18 protein-coding genes are annotated in these 23,374 nt (G+C 52.5%); 15 read left to right on the plus strand and 3 right to left on the minus strand.

What is annotated here, in order from left to right:
• The first annotated feature begins 49 nt into the window (after positions 1-49).
• Together GN107_RS04690 and GN107_RS04695 are read left to right on the plus strand one after the other, a co-directional pair.
• Positions 50-1,804 carry an ABC transporter ATP-binding protein gene (locus GN107_RS04690; protein ID WP_155286650.1) on the plus strand — a complete coding sequence of 585 codons (1,755 nt, stop codon included), beginning with the start codon at positions 50-52 and terminating at the stop codon, positions 1,802-1,804.
• Positions 1,797-3,590: an ABC transporter ATP-binding protein gene (locus GN107_RS04695; RefSeq protein WP_155286649.1), complete on the plus strand. Its 1,794-nt coding sequence runs from the start codon at positions 1,797-1,799 to the stop codon at positions 3,588-3,590. The genes GN107_RS04690 and GN107_RS04695 overlap by 8 nt, the downstream gene beginning before the upstream one ends.
• A gap of 114 nt (positions 3,591-3,704) precedes the next feature.
• On the opposite strand, the gene GN107_RS04700 is transcribed toward GN107_RS04695, so the two are convergent.
• The 3 genes from GN107_RS04700 to GN107_RS04710 form a co-directional block, all read right to left on the minus strand.
• The gene (locus tag GN107_RS04700; RefSeq protein WP_155286648.1) at positions 3,705-4,070 is read right to left on the minus strand and encodes a hypothetical protein; all 366 of its coding nucleotides are present in this window, start codon (positions 4,068-4,070) and stop codon (positions 3,705-3,707) included.
• Positions 4,057-5,466, minus strand: a complete 1,410-nt coding sequence (locus GN107_RS04705) for an APC family permease (protein ID WP_155286647.1) — start codon at positions 5,464-5,466, stop codon at positions 4,057-4,059. Before GN107_RS04705 ends, GN107_RS04700 begins: the two co-directional genes overlap by 14 nt.
• A gap of 336 nt (positions 5,467-5,802) precedes the next feature.
• Positions 5,803-6,453 carry a lysophospholipid acyltransferase family protein gene (locus GN107_RS04710; protein ID WP_155286646.1) on the minus strand — a complete coding sequence of 217 codons (651 nt, stop codon included), beginning with the start codon at positions 6,451-6,453 and terminating at the stop codon, positions 5,803-5,805.
• Between the two features lie 108 nt (positions 6,454-6,561).
• Here GN107_RS04710 and GN107_RS04715 point away from each other — a divergent pair, with 108 nt between their 5' ends.
• The 13 genes from GN107_RS04715 (at position 6,562) to GN107_RS04775 (ending at position 23,190) form a co-directional block, all read left to right on the plus strand.
• Complete coding sequence (locus GN107_RS04715) at positions 6,562-7,296, plus strand: tRNA1(Val) (adenine(37)-N6)-methyltransferase (RefSeq protein WP_155286645.1); 735 nt, start codon at positions 6,562-6,564, stop codon at positions 7,294-7,296.
• Between the two features lie 136 nt (positions 7,297-7,432).
• The gene (locus GN107_RS11355) at positions 7,433-7,675 is read left to right on the plus strand and encodes a GIY-YIG nuclease family protein (RefSeq protein ID WP_230678552.1); all 243 of its coding nucleotides are present in this window, start codon (positions 7,433-7,435) and stop codon (positions 7,673-7,675) included.
• Between the two features lie 138 nt (positions 7,676-7,813).
• Positions 7,814-8,575, plus strand: coding sequence for a 30S ribosomal protein S2 (gene rpsB / locus GN107_RS04725; protein ID WP_155286643.1), 762 nt, complete (start codon positions 7,814-7,816; stop codon positions 8,573-8,575).
• A gap of 257 nt (positions 8,576-8,832) precedes the next feature.
• A complete protein-coding gene (gene tsf / locus GN107_RS04730; RefSeq protein WP_155286642.1) occupies positions 8,833-9,705 on the plus strand; it encodes a translation elongation factor Ts in 873 nt (290 codons plus the stop codon).
• A 205-nt stretch (positions 9,706-9,910) separates the two neighbouring features.
• Positions 9,911-10,630 (plus strand): UMP kinase, encoded by a 720-nt coding sequence (gene pyrH, locus GN107_RS04735; RefSeq protein ID WP_155286641.1) that lies wholly within the window; start codon positions 9,911-9,913, stop codon positions 10,628-10,630.
• 1 nt (position 10,631) lies between these two features.
• Positions 10,632-11,189 carry a ribosome recycling factor gene (frr, locus tag GN107_RS04740; protein WP_155286640.1) on the plus strand — a complete coding sequence of 186 codons (558 nt, stop codon included), beginning with the start codon at positions 10,632-10,634 and terminating at the stop codon, positions 11,187-11,189.
• Between the two features lie 215 nt (positions 11,190-11,404).
• Complete coding sequence (gene uppS, locus GN107_RS04745) at positions 11,405-12,154, plus strand: undecaprenyl pyrophosphate synthase (RefSeq protein WP_155286639.1); 750 nt, start codon at positions 11,405-11,407, stop codon at positions 12,152-12,154.
• A gap of 301 nt (positions 12,155-12,455) precedes the next feature.
• The gene (locus GN107_RS04750) at positions 12,456-13,244 is read left to right on the plus strand and encodes a phosphatidate cytidylyltransferase (protein ID WP_155286638.1); all 789 of its coding nucleotides are present in this window, start codon (positions 12,456-12,458) and stop codon (positions 13,242-13,244) included.
• 54 nt (positions 13,245-13,298) lie between these two features.
• Positions 13,299-14,537 carry an RIP metalloprotease RseP gene (gene rseP, locus GN107_RS04755; protein WP_155286637.1) on the plus strand — a complete coding sequence of 413 codons (1,239 nt, stop codon included), beginning with the start codon at positions 13,299-13,301 and terminating at the stop codon, positions 14,535-14,537.
• 45 nt (positions 14,538-14,582) lie between these two features.
• Positions 14,583-16,298: a proline--tRNA ligase gene (locus GN107_RS04760; RefSeq protein ID WP_155286636.1), complete on the plus strand. Its 1,716-nt coding sequence runs from the start codon at positions 14,583-14,585 to the stop codon at positions 16,296-16,298.
• Positions 16,299-16,647: 349 nt separating this feature from the next.
• The gene (locus GN107_RS04765) at positions 16,648-20,973 is read left to right on the plus strand and encodes a PolC-type DNA polymerase III (protein WP_371863474.1); all 4,326 of its coding nucleotides are present in this window, start codon (positions 16,648-16,650) and stop codon (positions 20,971-20,973) included.
• 321 nt (positions 20,974-21,294) lie between these two features.
• Positions 21,295-21,531, plus strand: coding sequence for a hypothetical protein (locus GN107_RS04770; RefSeq protein ID WP_155286634.1), 237 nt, complete (start codon positions 21,295-21,297; stop codon positions 21,529-21,531).
• A gap of 174 nt (positions 21,532-21,705) precedes the next feature.
• Positions 21,706-23,190 (plus strand): UDP-N-acetylmuramoyl-L-alanyl-D-glutamate--2,6-diaminopimelate ligase, encoded by a 1,485-nt coding sequence (locus GN107_RS04775; protein WP_155286633.1) that lies wholly within the window; start codon positions 21,706-21,708, stop codon positions 23,188-23,190.
• Positions 23,191-23,374 lie beyond the last annotated feature (184 nt).

Below are 23,374 nucleotides of genomic sequence, written 5' to 3' on the forward strand. Positions count from 1 at the left end.
CGGAGCAATCTTTAATGTGTTATCGATCTAGAAAGGTCGTGAATTAGCGATGGGAATCTTTAAGAAACTGGGCTGGTACTTCCAGCAGGAGAAGCGCCGCTACGCAATTGGGGTGCTGGCACTGTTCTTAGTCGCCATAGTCAACTTGGTACCACCAAAGATTATTGGGATGATGGTCGACGCGATGAATACGCGCACCGTCACCGCGCACCACTTGGTTTTATGGCTAGGGCTGATGCTGTTTGCTGGAGTCGCCCAGTATCTGTTCCGTTTCGCCTGGCGGGTGCAAATCTGGGGTGGCGCGGCGCTGCTTGAGCGGACGTTGCGGAGCCGGCTGTTTTGGCACTTCATGAAAATGGACGCCACCTTCTACCAGAAACACCGGACGGGGGACTTGATGGCCCACGCTACCAACGACCTGAACGCGATCCAAAACGTTGCCGGGGCTGGGGTGCTGACGTTGTTTGACTCCATTATTACCGGGGGCACAACGCTGGTGGCCATGGTGGCGTTCATTGATTGGCGGCTGACTATAGTCGCTATTTTGCCGATGCCACTGCTGGCACTCATGGCGCGGTTTTTGGGTAAACATCTGCACGATGCCTTCACCGAAGCACAAGCGGCTTTTTCACGGCTGAACGATAAGACGCAAGAATCAGTGTCCGGGGTGAAGGTCATCAAGACTTTTGGTCAGGAAAAAGAGGACCTTGCTGACTTCAATGGCATCGTTGACCGCACCGTTAACATCAATAAAAAGGTTAACTTCATTGACTCACTCTTCGACCCAAGCACGACCTTGATCATGGGGCTCACCTACGTGATTACCATTATCTATGGCGGACACTTGGTCATTGCGAACCAGATTACCATTGGGCAGCTGGTTTCCTTCGTGGCTTATGTGGCCGGATTAGTTTGGCCGATGTTTGCCATTGGGAGGCTCTTCAACATTCTTGAACGGGGAAACGCTTCCTACGACCGGGTTGCCAAACTGCTTGCGGAAAAGAGTACGATCATCGAACCCGCAAAGGCAATCAGTGCTCCTGCTCACGGCGACATTCGTTACTCAGTAGATCAGTTTAGTTACCCAGGTGACGACGACGCGGCGCTGGTTGACGTGCACTTTAATTTGCAAGCCGGCAAGACGCTAGGAATTGTCGGCAAAGTCGGTGCCGGCAAGAGTACCATTTTCAAGCTTTTGCTGCGGGAATTCGACAATTACAAGGGCGCGATTGAGTTCGGGGGCCACAACATCAAGGATTACACGCTTGATGCACTGCTAGATTCGATTGGTTACGTACCACAGGACAATTTCCTCTTCTCCACGACTGTTGCCAATAACATTCGCTTCAGTGCTTACAACAAGGCTCAGGCCGACATTGAGGAGGCCGCGCGGGAGTCTGCCGTCCACGAAGACATCATGCACTTCACCGATGGTTACGACACGCTTGTCGGTGAGCGCGGTGTCAGTCTGTCCGGGGGGCAAAAGCAACGGCTCGCGATTGCCCGGGCGGTGATCAACGGACCCGAATTGCTCATCTTGGACGACGCACTGTCCGCTGTTGACGCAAAAACTGAAGAGGAAATTCTGGAGAACATGCAGCGCGACCGCGCCAACAAGACGACCATTATTGCCGCACACCGGCTCAGTTCCGTGATGCACGCTGATGAGATCATCGTGCTCGAAGCCGGCCGCATCATCGAACGCGGCACCCATGACGAGCTGCTCAAGCAGAACGGCTGGTACGCCGAGATGTGGTCACTGCAGCAACTAGAAAGCAAAATCGGGGGTGAGAACAATGGCTGATCAATATAAGTCCGCTTGGGCAAAGAGTATTCCCTTCAAGCAGCAAGTCAAAATCATGGGCCGCTTGATGACTTATGCAAAGCCGTACAAGAAGCAGTTCATTGGGGCCATTGTCGGTGCTGCCGGCTTGGCAGGGATGAACATCCTGCTGCCATATATTTTGCAGGAGTACATGGATAAGTACCTGGCTAAGCAGCGTGCTAGTGTCAAAATCATTCTGGCGGTCGCCGCGCTTTATGCTCTTGGCACGATTCTGAAGGCCTTTTCTCAGTTTGTGCAGTCCTTCCTGTTTCAGATGGGGGCCGAACGCGGCCTTGAAGACGCACGGCGGGCTCTTTTTGCCAAGCTGGAAACACTCGGGATGCGCTATTTCGACCAGACGCCGGCCGGGTCCATCGTGTCCCGAGTCACCAACGATACCTCAACCATGTCTGACTTCTGGAACGTGTGGTTAACCATTCTGGTGGGTCTGTTCAGTATCATTAGTTCATTCGTGGTCATGCTGAAGTGGGCGCCGAAAGTGGCACTCATGGTGCTCGCCTTCCTGCCGATTCTCGCTGTGGCGGTTTGGTACTACAACCACTACTCCAGTCGGGTATACCGGCACATGCGGGAGAAACTGTCCGAACTGAACACCAAGTTGAACGAATCAATTGAAGGTATCGGCATCATTCAACAATTCCGGCAGGAGAAGCGGATCAGCGATGAGTTTGAAGCGACTAACGAGGATTACCTGCGTAGTCGTAAAGCGATGATTCGCACCAACTCGCTGCTCCTGGGCTCAATGATCAACTTACTCTACAGTCTGGCACTGGTCGTCGTTCTGGCCGCATTTGGCCTGATGAGTATGCACAGCTTTGTTGAAGCCGGAATGGTTTATGCCTTCACGACGTATGTTGCCAACTTCTTCAACCCGATGACTAACATGATGGATAACCTGACCTTCCTCCAAGACGGGGTCGTTGCCGGGAGTCGAATGTTCCACATACTGGACGACACACAGTACGTCCCAGCACAGAATCCTGGTGCGAACGCAATGGTGACGCAAGGCAAAATTGAGTTCAAACATGTCAGCTTCGCCTACGATGGCAAGCACAAAATTCTGAAGGACATCAGCTTTGTTGCTAATCCTGGCGAGACGGTTGCGCTAGTTGGGCACACTGGTAGTGGTAAGAGTTCCATCATCAACGTCATGATGCGCTTCTATGAATTTGGTGAAGGCCAAATTTTGATTGACGATGTTGACATTCGTGATTACCCAATGGCTGAATTACGCCGGAAGCTCGGCCTAGTTCTGCAGGATTCATTCATGTTTTATGGCGATATCAGTTCCAACATTCGGCTGTTCAATAAGGACATTACCGACGAGCAGGTAGAAGAAGCCGCTAAATTTGTGCAAGCTGATCGGTTCATCGAACAGCTACCAGGCGGTTATCACGCGAAAGTAATTGAAGGCGGCAGCCAGTTTAGTTCCGGTGAGCGTCAGTTGATTTCCTTCGCACGAACCATCGTGACGGAGCCAAAAGTCCTAGTTTTGGATGAGGCGACAGCCAACATCGATACTGAGACCGAAAACCTGATTCAAGAAGGGCTCAAGCGCATGCGGCGGGGCCGGACGACCATTGCCATTGCCCACCGGCTCTCGACAATCAAGGATGCTAACTTGATTTTGGTTCTTGACGCCGGCCGGATCGTTGAACGCGGTACGCACGATGAACTGATTGCCAAAAAGGGCCGCTACTATGACATGTATGAACTCCAAACCGGAGTGGATTCGCTAAAGTAAATTTGCTTTAGTACGGTGCTCCAAAACAGTCCAGAATCATTTAGACACAAAAGCAGCTCGCCAAATGGCGGGCTGCTTTTGGATTCTGTGTAGTTGAATTAATCACAATTTTGCTTACCGCCGGCCCTTGCGCCGCAGCCGGAAGTAGTAATAGGAGTCTGTGCCGAGGATGCCGAGCACGAAGACCGTCATGCCGATGCTCGACAGCAGGTTGGTGCTAGCACTACCAAACGTGTTGAAGGCCAAGAGGATGATCAGAAAAATGTCAAAATACAAACTAGTCCGGGCCTGAACTAGCATGACTGGCGGGTGGCGCAAGTTGCGTTGAATGTAGTAAGCAACGTAAGTTAGGCCAAAGGTGTAGAGGGCAAACGGCGCAATGGGGCCACTCACGAAGAAGTACCAGATACCAGTGACCAAGGCGAGAAGGCCTAAGAAATGCCGGCCAATCCAAGTAAAGAGATTATTATTTTGTTGCATTACGTTCCTCTTTTCGGTGATTAATTGCCGCGTGGTGGTAGCCATAGGTGAAGTAGATGATCAGCCCAATTGCGAACCACACGCCACTCATGAGCCAGGTTTCGCGGCTCAACTGACTCATGAAGATGAGACAGAAGATGAAGGAGATAATCGGTACAACTGGGTAGCCAGGGACTTTGAACCCATCGTTATCAATGTCCTTATGACGCCGTAGGGGGATGATGCCGATGGAAACAAAGGCGAAGGCAATCAGCGTCCCAATGTTAACCAGGCTGACCAACTTGTCTAGCGGAATGAGCCCACCCATGATGGCAATGATAATGGTTACCGTCCACAGCGAGTTATCTGGGAGCTGGTTTTTAACCTCACCGAACCAGTGCGGCAACAGGCCATCGCGTCCGATTGCGTATACCAGCCGGCTGGAGCTGTAAATCATCGTCAGCATCATTGTGAACATTCCCGCCAGTGCCCCAATCGCGATGATACCAGCGAGCTGGGGCTGATGCACGAGGTCCAGTGCAAATGACACTGGGTTGGCCACGTCTAGTTTGGTGTATTTTACCATGCCGGTGAGCACAACTGCTACCAAGACATAGAGGATTGTCGCAATGATGAGGGTGCTGATGATTCCACGGGGGAGCGTTTTTTGCGGCTTGACCACTTCCGGAGCACTGGCCGAAACGGCGTCGAAACCTAAGTAAGCGAAGAAGACGGTGGCGGCCCCGGCCAGGACGCCTTTCATGCCGAAGGGAGTGAAGGGGTGCCAGTTCATTGGCTTGATAAAGAAGAGGCCAACGCTAACAAAGAGGATAATGATAGCAATTTTGACCAGCACCATTGCTCGCGATAGTACCATCGAGGTCTTCATGCCACGGCTCAGCAACAGACCGATCAGGAGCACGATAATTACCGCGACGATATTAACGTAAGTGCCATGGCTCGGGTCAAAAGCACCGCTGACTGCCTTGGGGATATGCAGGCCGAAGCCGGAAAGCAAGCTGGCAAAATACCCAGCGAAACCAGTCGAAACCGAGGCGACTGCGAGCATGTATTCCAGAATGAGGGCCCAACCGATGATCCAACCGACAATCTGCCCGAAGACAATGTTCCCATAAGCGTAGGCGGAGCCGGCAATGGGCAGGGCGGATGAGAATTCCGCGTAACACATAGCGGCGAGGCTGCAGACAATCGCTGCCAAGACGAAGGAAATACTAATTCCAGGGCCGGCCGTGGTTGCTGCGACAGTGCCGGGAAGAATGAAGATACCCGTTCCGATGACGGCACCGATCCCGAGGCTGATTAGGTCTCGCGTAGTCATGGTCCGCACTAATTGGTGGTCGGCATACTTAGCTCGGTTGACGTCTGCTTTAGCAAAGATGTGTTTCCAAAAAGACATGTGCTTCTCCCACTTACTTTCAATAGTAATTAATTAGTATATTGTGCCACAGTTGGGACGAATATTCACGCACAGAGCGGAGCGGGACGTTTAGAAGGCGAGGACTAACGAAAATGAGGTTCGGTCACAATAAGCACTTGGAACTGATGGACGATCATCGCTGCCGGCCGACTCCTAACCGTTCGTAATTATGGTGAGGAGTCGGCCTGGAAACGTGGTCCACAATGCAACTCCTTCCGCTTAGCCTGAAAATGAGGTGTATTCCCAAAGTTCGGGAATACACCTCATTTTTGCTAATGCTCAGGAGCTGACCGCATTGTGGCCCACTCTCAAGCCTTAAACTTTACCCTTAGCCTTTTCTTCCAGATACTTCTCCTCATCGGGAACGTAGTGGAAGTTTGGGTCAATCTCTTGGTCCAATTTGTCGAAGGCGGTCTGCATACTTTGACTGACCTCTTCGATTCTGGCGTCATCCATTCTGCCGCTTGGAATCGGGATTGGCGCGCCGAAACGAACGGTGATTTTCTGGCGCTTGAGCAGGTCGCGGAAACGCAGTGGTCCTTGGTAGACAGCTGGCACGAGTGGCACTCTGGCCATCCGGGCAATTAAGGTGGCGCCGCCCTTGATATCGCTGGAGTAGCGGGAACCGGTCGGGAACATAATTAATGAAAGTTCCCCTTTGCGCAAAATCTTGACTGGTGTTTTGATTGCGCTGGGGCCTGGTTTAGCGCGGTTAACCGGAAAGGCGTTGGCATGAACTAGAATCCACCGTATAATTGGATTGTGAAAAGTTTCTTCCTTAGCCATGAAGGTGAACTTGCGCGGTGATGCCGCCAGCCCAAACATGAATGGGTCCCACCAAGTCCGGTGCGGACCAACTAATACATAGTTACCTTCAGGGAGGGCTTCCGTATTTTCGCTATGAAAGTTACCATTGATAATCCATAGAAATACTCGGATTGCAGCTCGTAAAAAAGAGTAAAACATGAATTCGCCTCATTTCGTGAATTGCTTTGGCGCCATTATATCATATACACGGGATTCCAAGTGTCACGGATAGCCGGGACCACCCCTTAATTAGAACGGAGGACCATTTTGCCACTAAAAGATGATGAGCGGATCGATCAGTTACATTCGTCCGGAATTAAGATTATTCAAAGCCCCAGTGTGTTTGCATTTTCACTAGACGCGGTACTCCTCGCGAATTTTGCCGAGGTGAACCGTAAGAGCCGGGTCGTTGACCTTGCCGCCGGAAATGGTGCGGTGGGACTATTTGTTGCGCGCCGGACTGAGCAGCAAGTGACCTTAGTGGAGCTGCAGCCGCGGCTGGCAGACATGGCGGAGCGTAGCGTGGCACTGAATGGGCTCGAAGACCGCGTTGATGTGGTTAACGCTGACTTGGCAGACACGTGGGATTATGTAGCCAAGGACAGTGTGGACGTGGTGACCTGCAACCCGCCGTATTTTAAAGTGCGTCCCGGGGATGTGCAAAATCCGAACACTGCGCTGGCTTTGGCGCGGCACGAACTACGGACTAATTTTGACACGGTTGCGCGGATCAGTGCCGGACTGCTCAAGACGGGCGGCAAGGCCTTCATTGTGCACCGGCCAGACCGGCTGGAGGAATTGCTGCACACGCTGTCTGCGCACCAGCTGGCACCTAAGCGGATTCGCTTCGTTTATCCCAAGGCGGGTAAGGAAGCCAACATGGTGCTGATTGAGGCGCGGCGTAGCGGGCGCGAAGGCGGGGTCCGCATCCTGCCACCGCTGCTGGTATATGGCCCCGACGGTGAGTACACAGATGAGGTGGCGCGGTTGATTCATGACTAGACTACGAATAAATGATAAGCCGTCGCGGCAGGCGGGTGTGAAACACCGGCGGGCACTCCTTGGCCAGCGACCACTCAAAAGCCACGCTACGGCCAAAGCCTCCGCATTACGGGCGGCAGCACATTTTACCTTTTACGTGTTGCTCTGTAATGATGGCAGCTTTTACGGCGGCTATTCGCCAGATGTGGCGGCACGGGTCAAAACTCACAACGCCGGAAAGGGTGCTAAGTACACCAAAACGCGGCGGCCAGTGCGCTTGATTTATACGGAGACATATCCCGATGAGCACAGCGCACTTTCTGCTGAATGGCACTTCAAACATCAAAGTCGCAGCAAAAAGGAGCAATATTTACGCGCCCATGGTGTTGCGTGGAATTAAAAGCTCATGTATACTGGTCGAGTGTGTGAAACGCACACAACTTACATTGCTAACGGATTGTAGAATCGGTGCCCGGAGAGGGTCTTTCCGCAAGGTGAAGTTAGCAAGAAGAAAATAAACCATTTTGGAGGATTTACCATGTCAGTACTCAGCATGAAACAGTTGCTCGAAGCTGGTGTCCACTTCGGCCACCAGACCCGTCGTTGGAACCCTAAGATGAAGCCATTCATCTTTACGGAACGTAACGGTATCTACATCATTGACCTGCAGAAGACGGTCAAGATGATCGATGACGCATACGACTTCGTTAAGGACGTTGCGGCAGATAATGGTGTGTTCCTCTTCGTTGGTACGAAGAAGCAGGCTCAGGACTCCATTGCTGAAGAAGCAACGCGTGCCGGCCAGTTCTACGTTAACCACCGTTGGCTCGGTGGTACCTTGACCAACTGGAACACTATCCAGACCCGGATTCGTCGTCTTAAGAGCATCAAGAAGATGGCCGAAGATGGTACCTTCGATGTTCTTCCTAAGAAGGAAGTTTCTCTTCTTAAGAAGCAGCAGGACAAGCTCACCAAGTTCCTCGGTGGTATCGAAGACATGCCTCGCATCCCAGATGTAATCTTCATCGTTGACCCACGCAAGGAACGGATTGCCGTTAAGGAAGCTCAGAAGCTGAACATTCCTATCGTTGCGATGGTCGACACCAACACCGACCCAGATGACATTGATGTTATCATCCCTTCAAACGATGATGCTATCCGTGCCGTTCGTCTGATCACCTCCAAGATGGCTGATGCTATCATCGAAGGTCGTCAGGGTGAAGAGCAGGCTCCTGAACAGGATGCCGCTGCAACTGACGCTAAGGATGCTGCTGAAGCACCTGCAAGCGACAACAAGTAAGAATTAAATAAGCTGTCTGGGCCTGGTGCTCCAGGCGGCTTTTTTATTAAAACAGAGCGGAGCGGAACGGTTTGAAGCTGAGCATTTGCGTGCTCTGGAAGAAATGCCGGGTTTTGGCATTACTTCCAGAGTTTGCAAAGCGCAAGCTTCAGTTCCGCGCAGCTCGACTATAAACAGAGCCGAGTGGAATGTTTTAGCTTCACAACGCTCAACTAAAAATAGGTTAATTTTCCAGTCAATAAGGAGGACTGCCAGTTATGGCTATTACCGCTAAACAAGTTAAGGAATTGCGCGACAAGACTCAGGCCGGCATGATGGACGTCAAGAAGGCGCTCGTTGAAGCTGATGGGGACATGGACAAGGCAACTGAACTGCTTCGTGAACACGGTCTCGTGAAGGCTGCTAAGAAGAGCGGCAACATTGCTGCTGAAGGTTTGGCTGAAATCGCTGTTGATGGTAACAGCGCTGCTATCGTTGAAGTTAACGCCGAAACAGACTTCGTTGCTTCTAACGACAAGTTCAAGAACTTTGTCAGTGGCGTTACCAAGACTATCGCTGCTAACAAGCCTGCCGACCTGAAAGCTGCACTTGCACTTGACCTTGATGGCGAAACCATCGACGAAGCTGCTAAGTCTTTGACCGCCGTTATCGGCGAAAAGATCAACGTTCGTCGCTTCGACGTTGAAACCAAGGAAGACGGCGACGTCTTCGGTTCATACCTGCACAATGGTGGTCAGATTGCAGTACTCGTTACACTTAAGGGTGGGGACGAAGCAACTGCCAAGGATGTTGCGATGCACGTTGCCGCAATCAACCCTAAGTACCTGTCTCGCGAAGAGGTTCCCGCTGATGAATTGCAGCACGAAACCGAAATCTTCACCGAAGAGACCAAAAACGAAGGCAAGCCTGAAAAGATCATTCCACGGATCGTTGAAGGTCGCGTTAACAAGTGGCTCTCAGAAATCTCACTGCTTGACCAGGAATTCGTTAAGGACTCCAGCATGACTGTTGGCCAGTACGTTGCCAGCAAGGGTGCTGAACTCAAGGGCTTCAAGCGCTTTGAAGTCGGCGAAGGCATGGAAAAGAAGGAAAACGACTTCGCTGCCGAAGTTGCGGACCAGGCTAAGTAATTAATTAGTCGCCTAAAGGAATCCCGGTTATCATACCGGGGTTCTTTTTTTGGGAGTTTTGCAGATTATTCACTCGCTTAGCCGGTAAGATATTAATTTTGCTTACTATTCGGCGTGAATAGCTCATCATGCCCTTAGTTTTCACCCGTGCTCATGCGATTCATGGTAAACTAAATGCATATAAAAGACAGAGGAGTATTCATTCATGGCTAAGTATAACCGCATTGTACTGAAGGTTAGTGGCGAAGCACTAGCCGGTGACACTGGTTTCGGCATTCAGCCCCCAGTAATCGCCGATGTTGCTAAGGAGATCAAAGAGGTTCACGACCTCGGAGTTGAGATTGCTATCGTCTGCGGTGGCGGGAACATCTGGCGCGGTGAAACTGGTGCCCAAATGGGAATGGAACGTGCTCAGGCCGATTACATGGGGATGCTTGCCACCGTCATGAACGCCCTGGCACTCCAGGATAGTTTGGAAAATATCGGCGTACCGACACGGGTGCAGACATCCATCGAGATGCGCCAAATCGCTGAACCTTACATTCGGCGGAAGGCTGTTCGGCACTTGGAAAAGGGTCGCGTCGTAATCTTTGCTGCTGGGACTGGTAACCCGTACTTCAGTACTGACACTACCGCTGCACTGCGGGCAGCTGAAATCGGAGCTGATGCCATTCTGATGGCCAAGAACAATGTTGATGGGGTTTACTCTGCAGATCCAGCAAAGGACAAGTCAGCTGTTAAGTTTGACAAGCTCAGTCACCTCGACATTATCACCAAGGGCCTCAACGTGATGGATTCAACCGCTAGCACTTTGTCCATGGACAACGACATTCCTCTAGTTGTCTTCAACCTTAACGAGCCTGAGAACATCAAGCGCGTTGTTATGGGCGAGAAGATTGGAACTACTATCGAAGGGAGAAAGTAACATGGCTAACGAAGCAATTGAACGCGCCAAGGAGAACATGGCTAAGACCGAGAAAATTCTGGAAAAGGATTTAGGATCTGTGCGGGCCGGTCGCGCGAACGCCGGACTTTTGTCCAAAATCATGGTTGACTACTACGGTGTGCCAACGCCACTGACCCAGATGTCCGCAATCACGGTGCCTGAGCCGCGGGTCTTGCTGGTAACTCCTTACGACAAGTCCAGTCTGAAGGACATCACCACCGCAATCGAAATGTCCGATTTAGGCATCAACCCTGCTAACGACGGGACCGCGATTCGGCTGGCCGTTCCGCAGCTCACAACTGACCGTCGCGTTGAGCTTGCTAAGGAAGTCGGCAAGTACTCTGAAAGTGCCAAAATTGCCGTCCGTAATGTCCGGCGTGACGCTAACGATGACATCAAGCGGCAGCAGAAGAATGGTGACATCACTGAAGACGAAATGCACCGACTGGAAAAAGACATCCAAAAGGTTACTGATGACGCAACCAAGCGGATCGACGAAATCGCTGCTGACAAGGAAAAAGAAATCAAGGAAGGCTAATTGCCTTGCTTGGGTGGTCTCGATGATGCATCGGGGCCGCTTTTTTACATATTTTCGGATTGGGAGAACGTTCAGCGGTCGTTAAGTGCAATCGCAGACTGGACGGCACGTTTTAAGCTAAAAGCGACAGAAGGCTGAATCCGGACGCGAAGGCTTTTGCTTAGGCCCGTAATCTGCTAAACTCTTATGGTGAATCTTTATTCTGGAGGCGCTTTGTGCGAAGCGATAATAATACTCAAATTAAACTAGATCCGCAGCGGATTCCGCAGCATGTTGCCATCATCATGGATGGTAACGGCCGCTGGGCGAAGAAACGCCTGCTGCCACGGATTGCTGGTCATAAGCAGGGCATGGATAATGTCCGGACAATCACTCGGGCGGCATCGGCACTCGGCATCAAGGTGTTGACGCTCTATGCTTTTTCGACCGAAAACTGGAAGCGGCCTAAAGATGAGGTCAGCTACATCATGAGTTTACCGGTCACCTTCTTTAATAATTTTGTTCCCGAACTGATTGAGCAGAACGTCCGGGTCATGATTATGGGTGATTTGACTGCTTTGCCTGAATCCACGCGGTCGGCGTGCGCCAGGGCTATCGCAGACACGGCGCATTGTGATGGGATGATCTTGAACTTTGCGCTCAACTATGGTGGCCGCGATGAGCTACGGCGGGCTGTTCAGCAGCTCGCGCAAGAAGCGGAGGACGGCAAACGGCAAGCGCGCGACATTAAGGATACCGATATCGATGCCGCGCTGATGACCGCACCCCTGGGCAAGCTGGCCGATCCTGACTTGCTGATCCGGACCAGCGGCGAGGAGCGGATCTCGAACTTCCTGCTCTGGCAAATTGCCTACAGCGAACTAGTGTTTACCGACCGGCTGTGGCCAGATTTCAGTGCCGACGACCTGCGCAGTGCTTGTGCTGATTACGCGAGTCGTGATCGCCGCTTTGGGGCGGTAAAGTAACACAGAGCGGAGCCCCGCGATCAGAAGCTGAGCATTAACGTACTTTAGGACAAATGCCGGGTTTTAGGCATTGGTCCTAAAGTGTGTTAAGCGCAAGCTTTTGCGGGGCGCAGCTCGACTACAACACAGAGCGCAGGGAGCCGCAAGCTTCACTACGTTGTCCTTGGAACTAATGGCAACAAGTTGCGAAAGTTCCAGAGGCTACCCCGCGCAGCTCGACTATGCCGCGGCCGTATACCTAGCACCACGGCACACTATGCAGTTAACCTGCATTTATCTTGAAACTAAAGGGGAATATTTAATGAAAACACGTGTAATCACGGCAGTTGTCGCGCTGGCAATCTTTATTCCGATTTTGCTACTCGGCGGCTACTGGATCGATTTTGCGGCGGTAGCCTTAGCACTGGTGGCCTTGAGCGAAGTCTTTATCATGCGCAAGAAGATTATTGTGTCATTGGAATTTTTGATCGGCTCGCTTGGCGTCTTGGTCATGGTTCTGCCCGACACCTTCTTCAACTTCGTGCCACAGAACCTTGGCCGAATTGACATGCTCAGCATCATCATTGCTCTACTGCTGGTTCTGACTGTTACCACAAAGAATAAGACTAGTTACGATGATATCAGCGTGACTGCGCTGTCCATCCTGTACATTGGGACCGGTTTTCACTATTTGGCCGCGATTCGCAACAAGGAAGGCTTTGGCCTGTTGATGTTCGCGCTGCTCATCGTATGGCTGACCGATTCTGGTGCTTATATGGGCGGTCGGGCTTTCGGCAAGCACAAGCTGTGGCCAGCAATCAGTCCGAACAAGACCTGGGAAGGCTCCATCTGTGGGGTCGTTGTCGCGATGGTTTTCGCCGTGATTTACACGCACTTCGTTCCCCTTGGCCACGGCATCCCAATGATGCTGCTGATTGCCTTCGTAATGTCCGTTTGGGGCCAAATGGGGGACCTTGCCGAATCCGCACTCAAACGTTACTACGGCGTGAAGGATTCCGGCAAAATTCTCCCTGGTCACGGCGGCATTCTGGACCGTTTCGACAGTCTGCTGTTCGTTCTACCCTTGGTCCACTTCCTTGGTCTGGTATAATTTAGAAAGCAGCAAAAATACTTTCGTTTGCTCCACCCAAAAGGAGGCTCAACCATGACTACAATCATCTGGTTCATCATCATTTTCGGAACCATCGTTATTGTGCACGAGTTCGGCCACTATTTCTTTGCCAAGCGCTCTGGTATTCTGGTGCGGGAGTTCTCAGTCGGCATGGGGCCGAAGCTGTACAGCTCGCGGCGTAACGGTACCGCCTACACCCTGCGGATTCTGCCGTTGGGCGGTTATGTGCGCATGGCCGGTTGGCAGGACGAAGAGGCGGACATTAAACCCGGCATGCAGGTGACCTTGGCGACCGGCGCTAACGGCAAGGTCAGCCGTATCAATACGTCGACAAAAAATATCCTTGAAGGCGGCGTGCCTGTGCAGGTCAGCAACGCCGACTTGGTCGATGACCTGCTGATTCGCGGCTACGCGAACGGCAATGAAGACATACTCAAGACTTACGAAGTTGACCATGACGCCACTGTCATTGAAAGTGACGGGACGGAGGTGCAGATTGCGCCGCGGGACGTGCAGTTTCAGAGCGTATCCGTTTGGCGGCGGATGTTAGTCAACTTTGCTGGGCCGATGAATAACTTCATTTTGGCTTTTGTCGTCTTCTTGGGACTCGCGCTCAGTATGGGTGTGCCTAGTCCTAGCAACCAAATCGGTGCCGTCTCCAGTGGCGCACCAGCTGACCGGGCCGACATGCGGAGTAACGACCGCATCGTTGCCGTTAACGGGGTCCGCACTGATTCATTCACTGGTATCCAGAAACAAATCGACAAGCACAAGGGCGGTACACTCACCCTGCGCATCCAGCGGCAGAGTGAGCGGCGCACAATTAAGGTCACGCCAAACAAGGCCGGCATGATCGGAATCGAGAGCTCGATCACCCGTAATCCTGGAATTGCAATCAAGTACGCTTTTGTTGAACCATGGACCATGGCTCTGCAAATTCTGGCTGCACTCAAGGATCTCGTTACCGGGGGCTTCTCATTGAACAAGCTCGCGGGTCCGGTCGGGATCTACCAGATGACCAGCCAGGCCGCTAGTGGTGGTTTGTACACGGTGGTTGGCTTCTTGGCGTCACTTTCGATCAATCTGGGCATTATGAACTTGCTGCCGATTCCAATGCTGGATGGTGGCAAAATTTTGATGAATATCATTGAGGCAATTCGCCGTAAGCCGATTCCGCACGAACAGGAAGGGGTTGTCACCCTGATCGGGGCGGCGCTCGTCATGGCATTAATGATTGCCGTGACCATCAACGATATCCTCCGCATCTTTTAACTAAGGTAATTAATTTAATCAGTAACAAGAGGGGAAATTAATCTAATGAAACAAAGTCGCGTATTTATTCCAACAACCAAGGAAGTTCCAAACGGAGCCGAGGCTAAGTCCCACCAGCTCATGCTGCGTGGGGGTTACATTCATCAAGTAGCAGCCGGTGTTTACGCATACCTGCCACTCGCTGAACGGGTGCTGAGCAAGATCGAGGGCATCGTCGATGAAGAGATGGCCAAAATCGATGCCGTCAAAATGCGGATGCCGCACCTTCTGCCCGCCGAACTCTGGGAGCGTTCCGGACGTTACGCGACGTACGGTCCTAACCTGTACAAACTGAAGGATCGCCACGACCGCGACCTGATTCTGGGACCGACCCACGAGGAAACCTTTACGGACCTCGTAGCCAACGAATTGACCTCTTACAAACGCATGCCGATGGTGCTGTATCAAGTTCAGACCAAGTACCGCGATGAAGATCGTCCCCGTTATGGATTGCTCCGGGGCCGTGAATTCGTGATGCAAGATGCCTACTCCTTCACCGCAACCGAAGAAGATCTCGATACGGTGTACGAGCAGATGCGTCAGGCCTACACGAATATCTTCAACCGCATCGGCCTGAACTACCGGGCCATTATTGGTGATGGTGGGGCGATGGGTGGTAAAGACTCCACCGAGTTCTCTGCCATCGCCCCAATCGGTGAGGACACGATTGCTTATTCCGACGGCAGTGATTACGCAGCCAACTTGGAAATGGCAACGACCCTCAATCAGCCGCAGACCAGCGATGTGCCTGCCGGCGAGTTGACCGTCATTGATACTGGTGATGCCAAGACGGTTGATGAAGTTGCCGCAAAGCTAAACATTAAACCAGAGCAGATCATTAAGTCAGTACTGTTCATCGCTGACAAGGAGCCAGTTTTGGCCCTTGTCCGGGGCAATTTTGAAGTCAACGACACCAAGCTTAAGAACTTGCTCGGTGCGGACTTCCTCGACATGGCCACCCCTGAACAGGTTCAGCAGTACATGCACGCTAATATCGGCAATGTCGGCCCCGTTAAGGTCGATGACGATGTCAAAATTGTCGCTGACGACAGCGTGACCTCAATGGTCAATGCATACGCCGGTGCCAACGAGGACGGAAAACACTACAGTAATGTCAACCCTGGCCGCGACTTCAAGCCAGCCATTACTGCTGACATTCGCTTCGTGCTTGAGGGCGAACCTTCCCCAGACGGTAAGGGCAGTCTGCACTTCACCCGCGGAATCGAAATCGGCCACATCTTCAAGCTCGGGACCCGTTACTCCAAGGCAATGGGCGCCAACTTCCTTGATGCTAATGGTCGCAACCAGCCAATCATCATGGGTTCATACGGGATTGGTGTTTCCCGGCTGCTTTCCGCAATCGTTGAACAAACTGCTGACGACAACGGGATGGTTTGGCCACGGCTCATCGCGCCATTCGACATTCACGTTGTGCCAATGAACATGAAGAAGGCTGAACAGGCTGAACTCGCCGAAACCGTCACCAAGAAGCTTGAAGACGCCGGTTACTCCGTTCTGCTCGATGACCGGAAGGAACGCCCAGGGGTCAAGTTTGCCGACTCTGACCTGATTGGTTTGCCAGTCCGCGTCACAGTTGGTAAGAAGGCCGCTGAGGGTATCGTCGAAATCAAGCTGCGTCAGAGTGACGACAGCATTGAGGTGAAACTCGACGAAATGGTTAATTCCATCAAGATTCTCTTAGGTGAAAGTGACGAGAAATAGCCAGTTGCCTGCTTGCCTTTTGCAAAATTGACGGCAGGTACTGTGCCAAGCGCAGAGTGTGTGCCCGTAAAGGGTAACTGCTGCAGCCGCAACTAATGAGAGTGGACCACAATGCGGTCAGCTCCTGAGCATTAGCAGAAAACGGCGTATTCCCGAACTTTGGGAATGCGTCGTTTTAGGCTAAGCGGAAGGAGCTGCAGTGTGGGCCACGTTTACAGGCCGCCTCCTCACCATAACTATTAACGGTCAGGAGGCGGCCGGCAGCGATGGTCGTCAGTCAATTCGAAGCCACTGACTGTTACTTAGCCTCTTATTTTGCAGTGAGGTAACACATTTAGAAAGGAACATCATGCTAGACAAACGGGAAATGTTTGAGAAGCTGAGCGAGCAAATTCAGCTTAATCCGAATATTGCGAACGCCCCAGCTTTTGCGACCGCCACGGTTGATAGTGTGACCGTGCACGCAAAGTCGCGGCGCTATGAATTCCAGTTCACGATGGGGGAGATTCTGCCTTACGCCGTGTTCCAGGAGTTTAGCAATGCCCTTAGTGCGGCCTTCACCGACATTGCGCAGGTCAGCCTGCACATCAACGTCGACAAGCCCAACTACGACATCAGTTTGATTCGCGGTTATTGGGATTACGTGGTCAGTCACGCCCAGCTGCAATCGGCAATTGTCAGTCAGCAGTGCGCGAACATCACGCCCGAACTACGTGGCCAGACTTTAATTCTACCGGTCGAAAATGACCCGATGCGGCAATTCTTCGCGGATGGTCCAGTTGCGGCCTTGGAAAATAAGTATCGCGACTTGGGTTTCGGCGGCTTAACCGTTAAACCGGAAGTGGACACCGCTGCTGAAGCGGCAAACATCTCCGAATTCAAGAGCAAGCGCGCTGAAGAGACCGCCGCGCTCGCCGAACGGGCTGCTAGTGTCATCCAGAAGGCAAGTGAAGAGCACAAAGCGACCGCTGTGGCCGTTCAACTCGGCCGGGAAATCAAGCCCAGCGAGAACGTGCAGCAGATGGTCACCATTAACCAGGAGGAACGCAGCGTTGTGATCGAAGGTTATGCCTTTGACGTTGAGGTGCGGGAACTCCGGAGTAAACGTAAGTTGCTGACAGTCAAACTCACTGACTATTCCAGTAGTTTCCTGGTTAAGAAGTTTAGTAATAATAAGGAAGATGAAGCCGTTTTTGACCAAATCAAGCAGGGAATGTGGCTCAAGGTCCGTGGCAGTGTCCAGGAAGATTCATACTCGCGTGAATTGACCGTTAATGCCCGCGACATGATGCAGGTCAAGCATGCGGAACGCCAGGACACAGCTGAAGGCGAGAAGCGTGTTGAGTTGCACCTGCACACCAACATGAGCCAGATGGACGCAACCAACAGCATTACGGATTACGTCAAGCGCGCGGCCGCCTGGGGTCAGGACGCAATTGCCGTCACCGACCACGCTGATCTGCAGGCTTATCCAGAGGCACACACCGCAGCGGCGAAGGCAGGTATCAAAATGCTCTATGGTGTTGAAGTCAACTTGGTTGATGACGGCACACCGGTGGCCTACCGGAATGACGCAGATGTGCCGCTGGCTGATCAGACCTACGTCGTGTTCGATACTGAAACGACCGGCTTGTCCGCTGTATACGACAAGGTGATTGAACTGGCGGCCGTCAAAATGAAGGACGGCGCGGTCATCGATTCTTTTGAAGAGATGATCAATCCGGGTTTTGCACTGTCAGACTTCACTATGAATCTGACGCACATCACCAACGAGATGGTGCAAAACGGCGGGACCGAGGAGCAAGTTTTCACTAAGTTTGCCGAATTCTCTAAAGACTGCATCCTCGTTGGCCACAACGTCACCTTCGATATCGGGTTCTTGAATGCAGCGCACGACCGGTTAAAACTGCCCGAAATTACCCAACCGGTCATTGATACCCTTGAACTATCCCGGGCTTTGCACCCTGAAATCAAGAACCACAAGCTGGATTCCCTGACTAAGCGCTACAACATTTCGCTGGAGAATCACCACCGTGCTAACGCTGATGCTGAATCGACCGGTTACCTGATGTACGCGCTGTTCAAAGAGGCCAAGGAAATGTTTGACTGGACCCAGCTGAATCAGCTCAACGACAGGGTCGGCACTGGTGATGCCTATAAGCAGGCGCGGCCGGTGCACGCCATCGTGATGGCGACCACCCAGGCGGGGCTGAAGAACCTGTTCAAACTGGTCAGTGAATCAATGGTCAAGTACTTCTACCGGGTACCACGTGTTCCGCGTAGCCGGCTCCAGCATTACCGCGAGGGCCTAATTGTGGGTTCCGCGTGTGAGCGTGGTGAAGTCTTCACCGCCATGATGCAGAAGGGGGTCCCGGAAGCGCGGGCCGCCGCGAAGTTCTACGACTACCTAGAAGTGCAGCCGCTGGCGAATTACAAGCAGCTTTTGGAATCCCAGATGGTTTCGGGCCCCGTGCAGCTGAAGGATATTATTGGCAAAATCATCAAAATCGGTGAGGAGTTGGGTAAGCCAGTCGTTGCAACGGGGGATGTTCATTATCTGGACCCGCACGACGCAATTTACCGCCACATTCTGATTAATAGTCAGGGTGGGGCGAACCCACTGAACCGGTACCCACTGCCAGACGTCCACTTCCGGACCACCGATGAGATGCTTAAGGAATTCGCCTGGCTCGGTGCGGACAAGGCGCAGGAACTTGTTGTCACCAACACGCACAAAATCGCCGACATGATTGACGGCGAGATCACGCCCGTGAAGACGAAGCTCTACACGCCTGAGATTCCCGGTGTTAACGAAAATTTTGAGCGCGACGTTATGCGGACTGCGCACGAATGGTACGGCGAGGAATTACCGACCATCGTTGCGGAGCGTATTAAGAAGGAACTCAAGAGTATCATTGGGAACGGGTTTGCGGTCATTTACAACATCGCCCAGCAGTTGGTATTGAAGTCCAACAAGGACGGTTACCTGGTTGGTTCCCGTGGTTCCGTGGGCTCCAGTCTGGCCGCAACGCTTTCTGGAATCACCGAAGTTAACCCCTTGCCGCCGCATTACCGCTGCCCGAACTGTCAATACAGTGAGTTCTATACGAAGGGGGAGTACGGGTCTGGTTTTGACTTGCCCGACAAGAACTGCCCTAAGTGTGGGACGGAGTTGATCAAAGATGGCCACGATATTCCTTTCGAAACCTTCCTGGGCTTCCACGGGGACAAGGTGCCTGATATTGACCTGAACTTCTCCGGTGACTACCAGCCAGTCGCCCACAACTACATCAAGGTGCTGTTCGGTGAGGACCACGCCTTCCGGGCCGGGACGATTGGGACGGTCGCGGACAAAACCGCATACGGTTACGTGAAGGCATACGAGCGCGATAACGGCCTGATGATTCGCGGTGCCGAAATTGACCGGCTCGCTTCTGGTGCGACCGGGGTTAAGCGGACGACTGGCCAGCACCCAGCCGGAATTCTGATTGTCCCCGAAAACATGGATATTTACGACTTCTCGCCGATCCAATATCCAGCCGATGATCAGGATGCAGCTTGGCGGACGACGCACTTTGATTTCCACTCCATCCATGACAACATTTTGAAAATGGATGTCCTGGGGCATGATGACCCGACCATGATCCGTACCCTGCAAGATTTGTCCGGGGTCGATCCAAAAACGATTCCAACTGACGATCCGGGCGTCATGGCCTTGTTCTCATCAACCAAATCACTCGGGGTCACCCCAGAACAGATCAACTCCAAGACGGGGACACTAGGGGTGCCTGAATTCGGGACCCGCTTTGTCCGCGGCATGCTCGAGGAGACGCACCCGGCCACTTTTGCAGAATTGCTGCAGATTTCTGGGCTTTCCCACGGTACCGATGTGTGGCTCGGGAATGCCGAAGAATTGGTCAACGATGGCGTTATCTCCCTCAAGGAAGTCATTGGTTGTCGTGATAACATCATGATGGACTTGATTCACTGGGGGATGGACGATTCGATGGCCTTCAACATCATGGAACACGTGCGTAAAGGCCGCGGGATCCCTGATGACTGGCAAAAGGCGATGCGGGATAACCCGAACGTGCCGGACTGGTACATCGATTCCTGCCTCAAAATCAAGTACATGTTCCCTAAGGCCCACGCGACCGCATACGTCATGATGGCGCTGCGGATTGCTTGGTTTAAGGTTTACTACCCACTGGTTTACTACACGGCCTACTTCTCCGTGCGGGCTGAAGACTTCGATCTCGTGGCGATGAGCCGCGGTAAGGACGCAGTTAAGGCAGCAATCAAGGAGATCTCCGACAAGGGTAACGAAGCCAGCGCGAAGGAAAAGGGTCTCCAGACCATTCTGGAGATTGCTAATGAATGCTTGGAGCGCGGCTTTGAGATCAAGATGGTCGACATCGAGAAGAGTGATGCCCATGACTTCCTGATTGTGGACGACCACACCTTGCTGGCCCCATTCCGGGCGATTCCGGGTCTGGGTGAAAACGTGGCAAAACAAATCGTTTCCGCGCGTGAAGAAAAGCCATTCCTGTCGAAGGAGGACCTCTCCAACCGCGGTAAAGTTTCCAAGACGATTATCGACTACATGACCGAGCAGCACGTCCTCGACGCGCTTCCCGATGAGAACCAGTTGTCACTGTTTGATAATTTGTTTTAAACCAGAGCGGAGCCACCCGGGTTGCTCCTGAGCATCAAGGTGACTTAGGTTTTGACGAAGGGGTTTCTCGTCAAGGCCGAAGTCATTTTGAGCGGAGGGAGCAGGGTGGCGCAGCTCGCCGACAACCAGAGCGGAGCGGGGCGCTTAGAAGGCGAGGACTAACGGACTTTTGGAAAAATGCCGGGCTTTGGCATTATTCCAAAAGTTGGTTAGCCGCAGCCTTCTGCCCCGCGCAGCTCGACGCGGCACCGTAAGTTCGAAGCATCAAAATTAATGCAGCACCATAACCTAGAATGTTTCGAAGTCAAGGGAGGTTTCTCCATGCCCCAATCATCAAAGAAATCCAGTTTATTTGAGGGCTTGCGTGCCGGTGGCTTGAATCGGCGCCTGTACATCATGGCCGGAACCGCAATCGTGATGAGTGTTGTGGTCTTGATTGCGGGCATCGTCTGTTTAACGCGGGGCCAGTATGGCTACGCGTTGATGAACTTTGCCGTTATGGCTTTTGTCGGCTTTGCTGGCGTTCGCTTGTGGCGAGATGTTAAGCATCACAGCTAAACTGGTTTTGCTCTAAAACTGAACGTAAAAAACAAGCAGCCGTTGCGGAACCTCGCGACGGCTGTTTGTTGACGCATAGAAATATTGCGCACAAAGAGCACAGATAATTCATGACCGGCCGCTAGCATGAAAAACAGATAGTAATGAGCAGTCGGTTTATGGAGGTAAGACAATATGTTAGCTAGTGACTTGTGCAAATACCTGTTTCTGGATCCGCCAACGCGAAGCCAATTGCGGAGCGGCGGCCTGGTGGTGACTAGTTTGACCGCGACGACACAGGCGGTTCGCCCTGGCAGTTGCTACGTTGCAATCAAGGGCGAAAATTTTGATGGGCATGAACACCTCGCAGAAGTTTTCGCTGCTGGCGCCACGCTTGCCGTGGTTGAACAGCCGGTGGCACGGGAATTTGCCGATCGCTGTGTTCGGGTTGCAAACACGCACAAAGCCTTGGCCCAGCTTGCCCAGGCCTTCTATTGTGAGCCGAGTCGCGAACTTAACGTTGTCGGCGTGACGGGAACGAACGGCAAGACGACGATCACCCAATTGTTCAGCCAGGTCCTGGAGGGTGTGGGCGTGCGAACCGGCGTCATTGGCACCTTGAACATTCGTGATGGCAACCGCATCGTACCCACGTGCAACACCACGCCAGATGCGTTGACGATGGCCGCAGAGATGCGGGCGATGGTTGCAAACGGGGTGCGGACCTGTGCACTTGAGGTGTCCTCTGTTGCTTTAGATCAGGGCCGCAGTTGGGGGCTAGATTTTGACACCACCATTTTCACGAACCTGACCGAGGATCATTTGGATTACCACGGGACGATGGCGAACTACTACGTGGCTAAAAGCAAGTTGTTCATTCAAAACGCAGCTTTTAACGGCCGTGCGAAAACGGCAATCATTAATGGGGATGATGACTACGGCCGAAAACTGGTCGAGCTGGCAACTGGGACGGCCGTGAACGTGATTACTTACGCGATTGATACCCCGGCGACGGTTCGCGCGCAGCATCTGCAGATGTCGGCGGCTGGAACCACCTTTTCATTGCTGTTTGGGGGCCAGGAGTATGTTTGCACGATTCCGCTGCTGGGCAAGTTTAATGTGTACAATGTGCTCGCTGTGTTCGCCGCGGCTTACGTGCAAGGACTGACTGTCGAGCAGATCATCGCGGCTTTGGCGCAGGTTCACGGGGCCCCGGGTCGGATGCAGTTGTTGCAGGCTGCGGACAAGATAACTGGTATCGTTGATTATGCGCACACACCAGACGGACTGGAAAAGGTTCTCAGTACTTTAAAACAATTGGAACGGGGGCGGATCATCTGTGTGTTCGGCTGTGGCGGTGACCGGGACCACGGGAAGCGACCGCTGATGGCGGCCATCGCGGTGCACCTGGCCGATGTTGCAATCATCACGAGCGACAATCCGCGTAGTGAAGATCCGGAGCAAATTGTGGCGGAGATGGTTGGCCAGCTCGCACCGCAGCAATATCGGCTGGAACTGAATCGCGCCAAAGCTATCAAGCTGGCTGTCAGTTTGGCCCAACCGGGTGACGTGGTGTTGGTTGCTGGCAAAGGCCATGAGGATTACCAAATCATTGGTAGCGAGCGACTGCACTTTGACGACCGGGAGGTGCTAGCTGCCGCACTGCAAGAACGATTTTGACGGTTGTTGATAACTATTTACTCGTGGGTTGATTGAGGAGGGCTAGTCGTGTTCAGACCGGCCGCCTGTCAGTTATTTTTACTTGTCACCCTGCTAATATTATGCTATCCTGTAATTAGAATTTTTAGACCTCGGTCGAGTGAGCAGCGATGCTCACTCTTTTTATTGCAAGGGACCGATACAA

It is taken from the genome of Lacticaseibacillus zhaodongensis (assembly GCF_009687905.1).
Taxonomy (GTDB): domain Bacteria; phylum Bacillota; class Bacilli; order Lactobacillales; family Lactobacillaceae; genus Lacticaseibacillus; species Lacticaseibacillus zhaodongensis.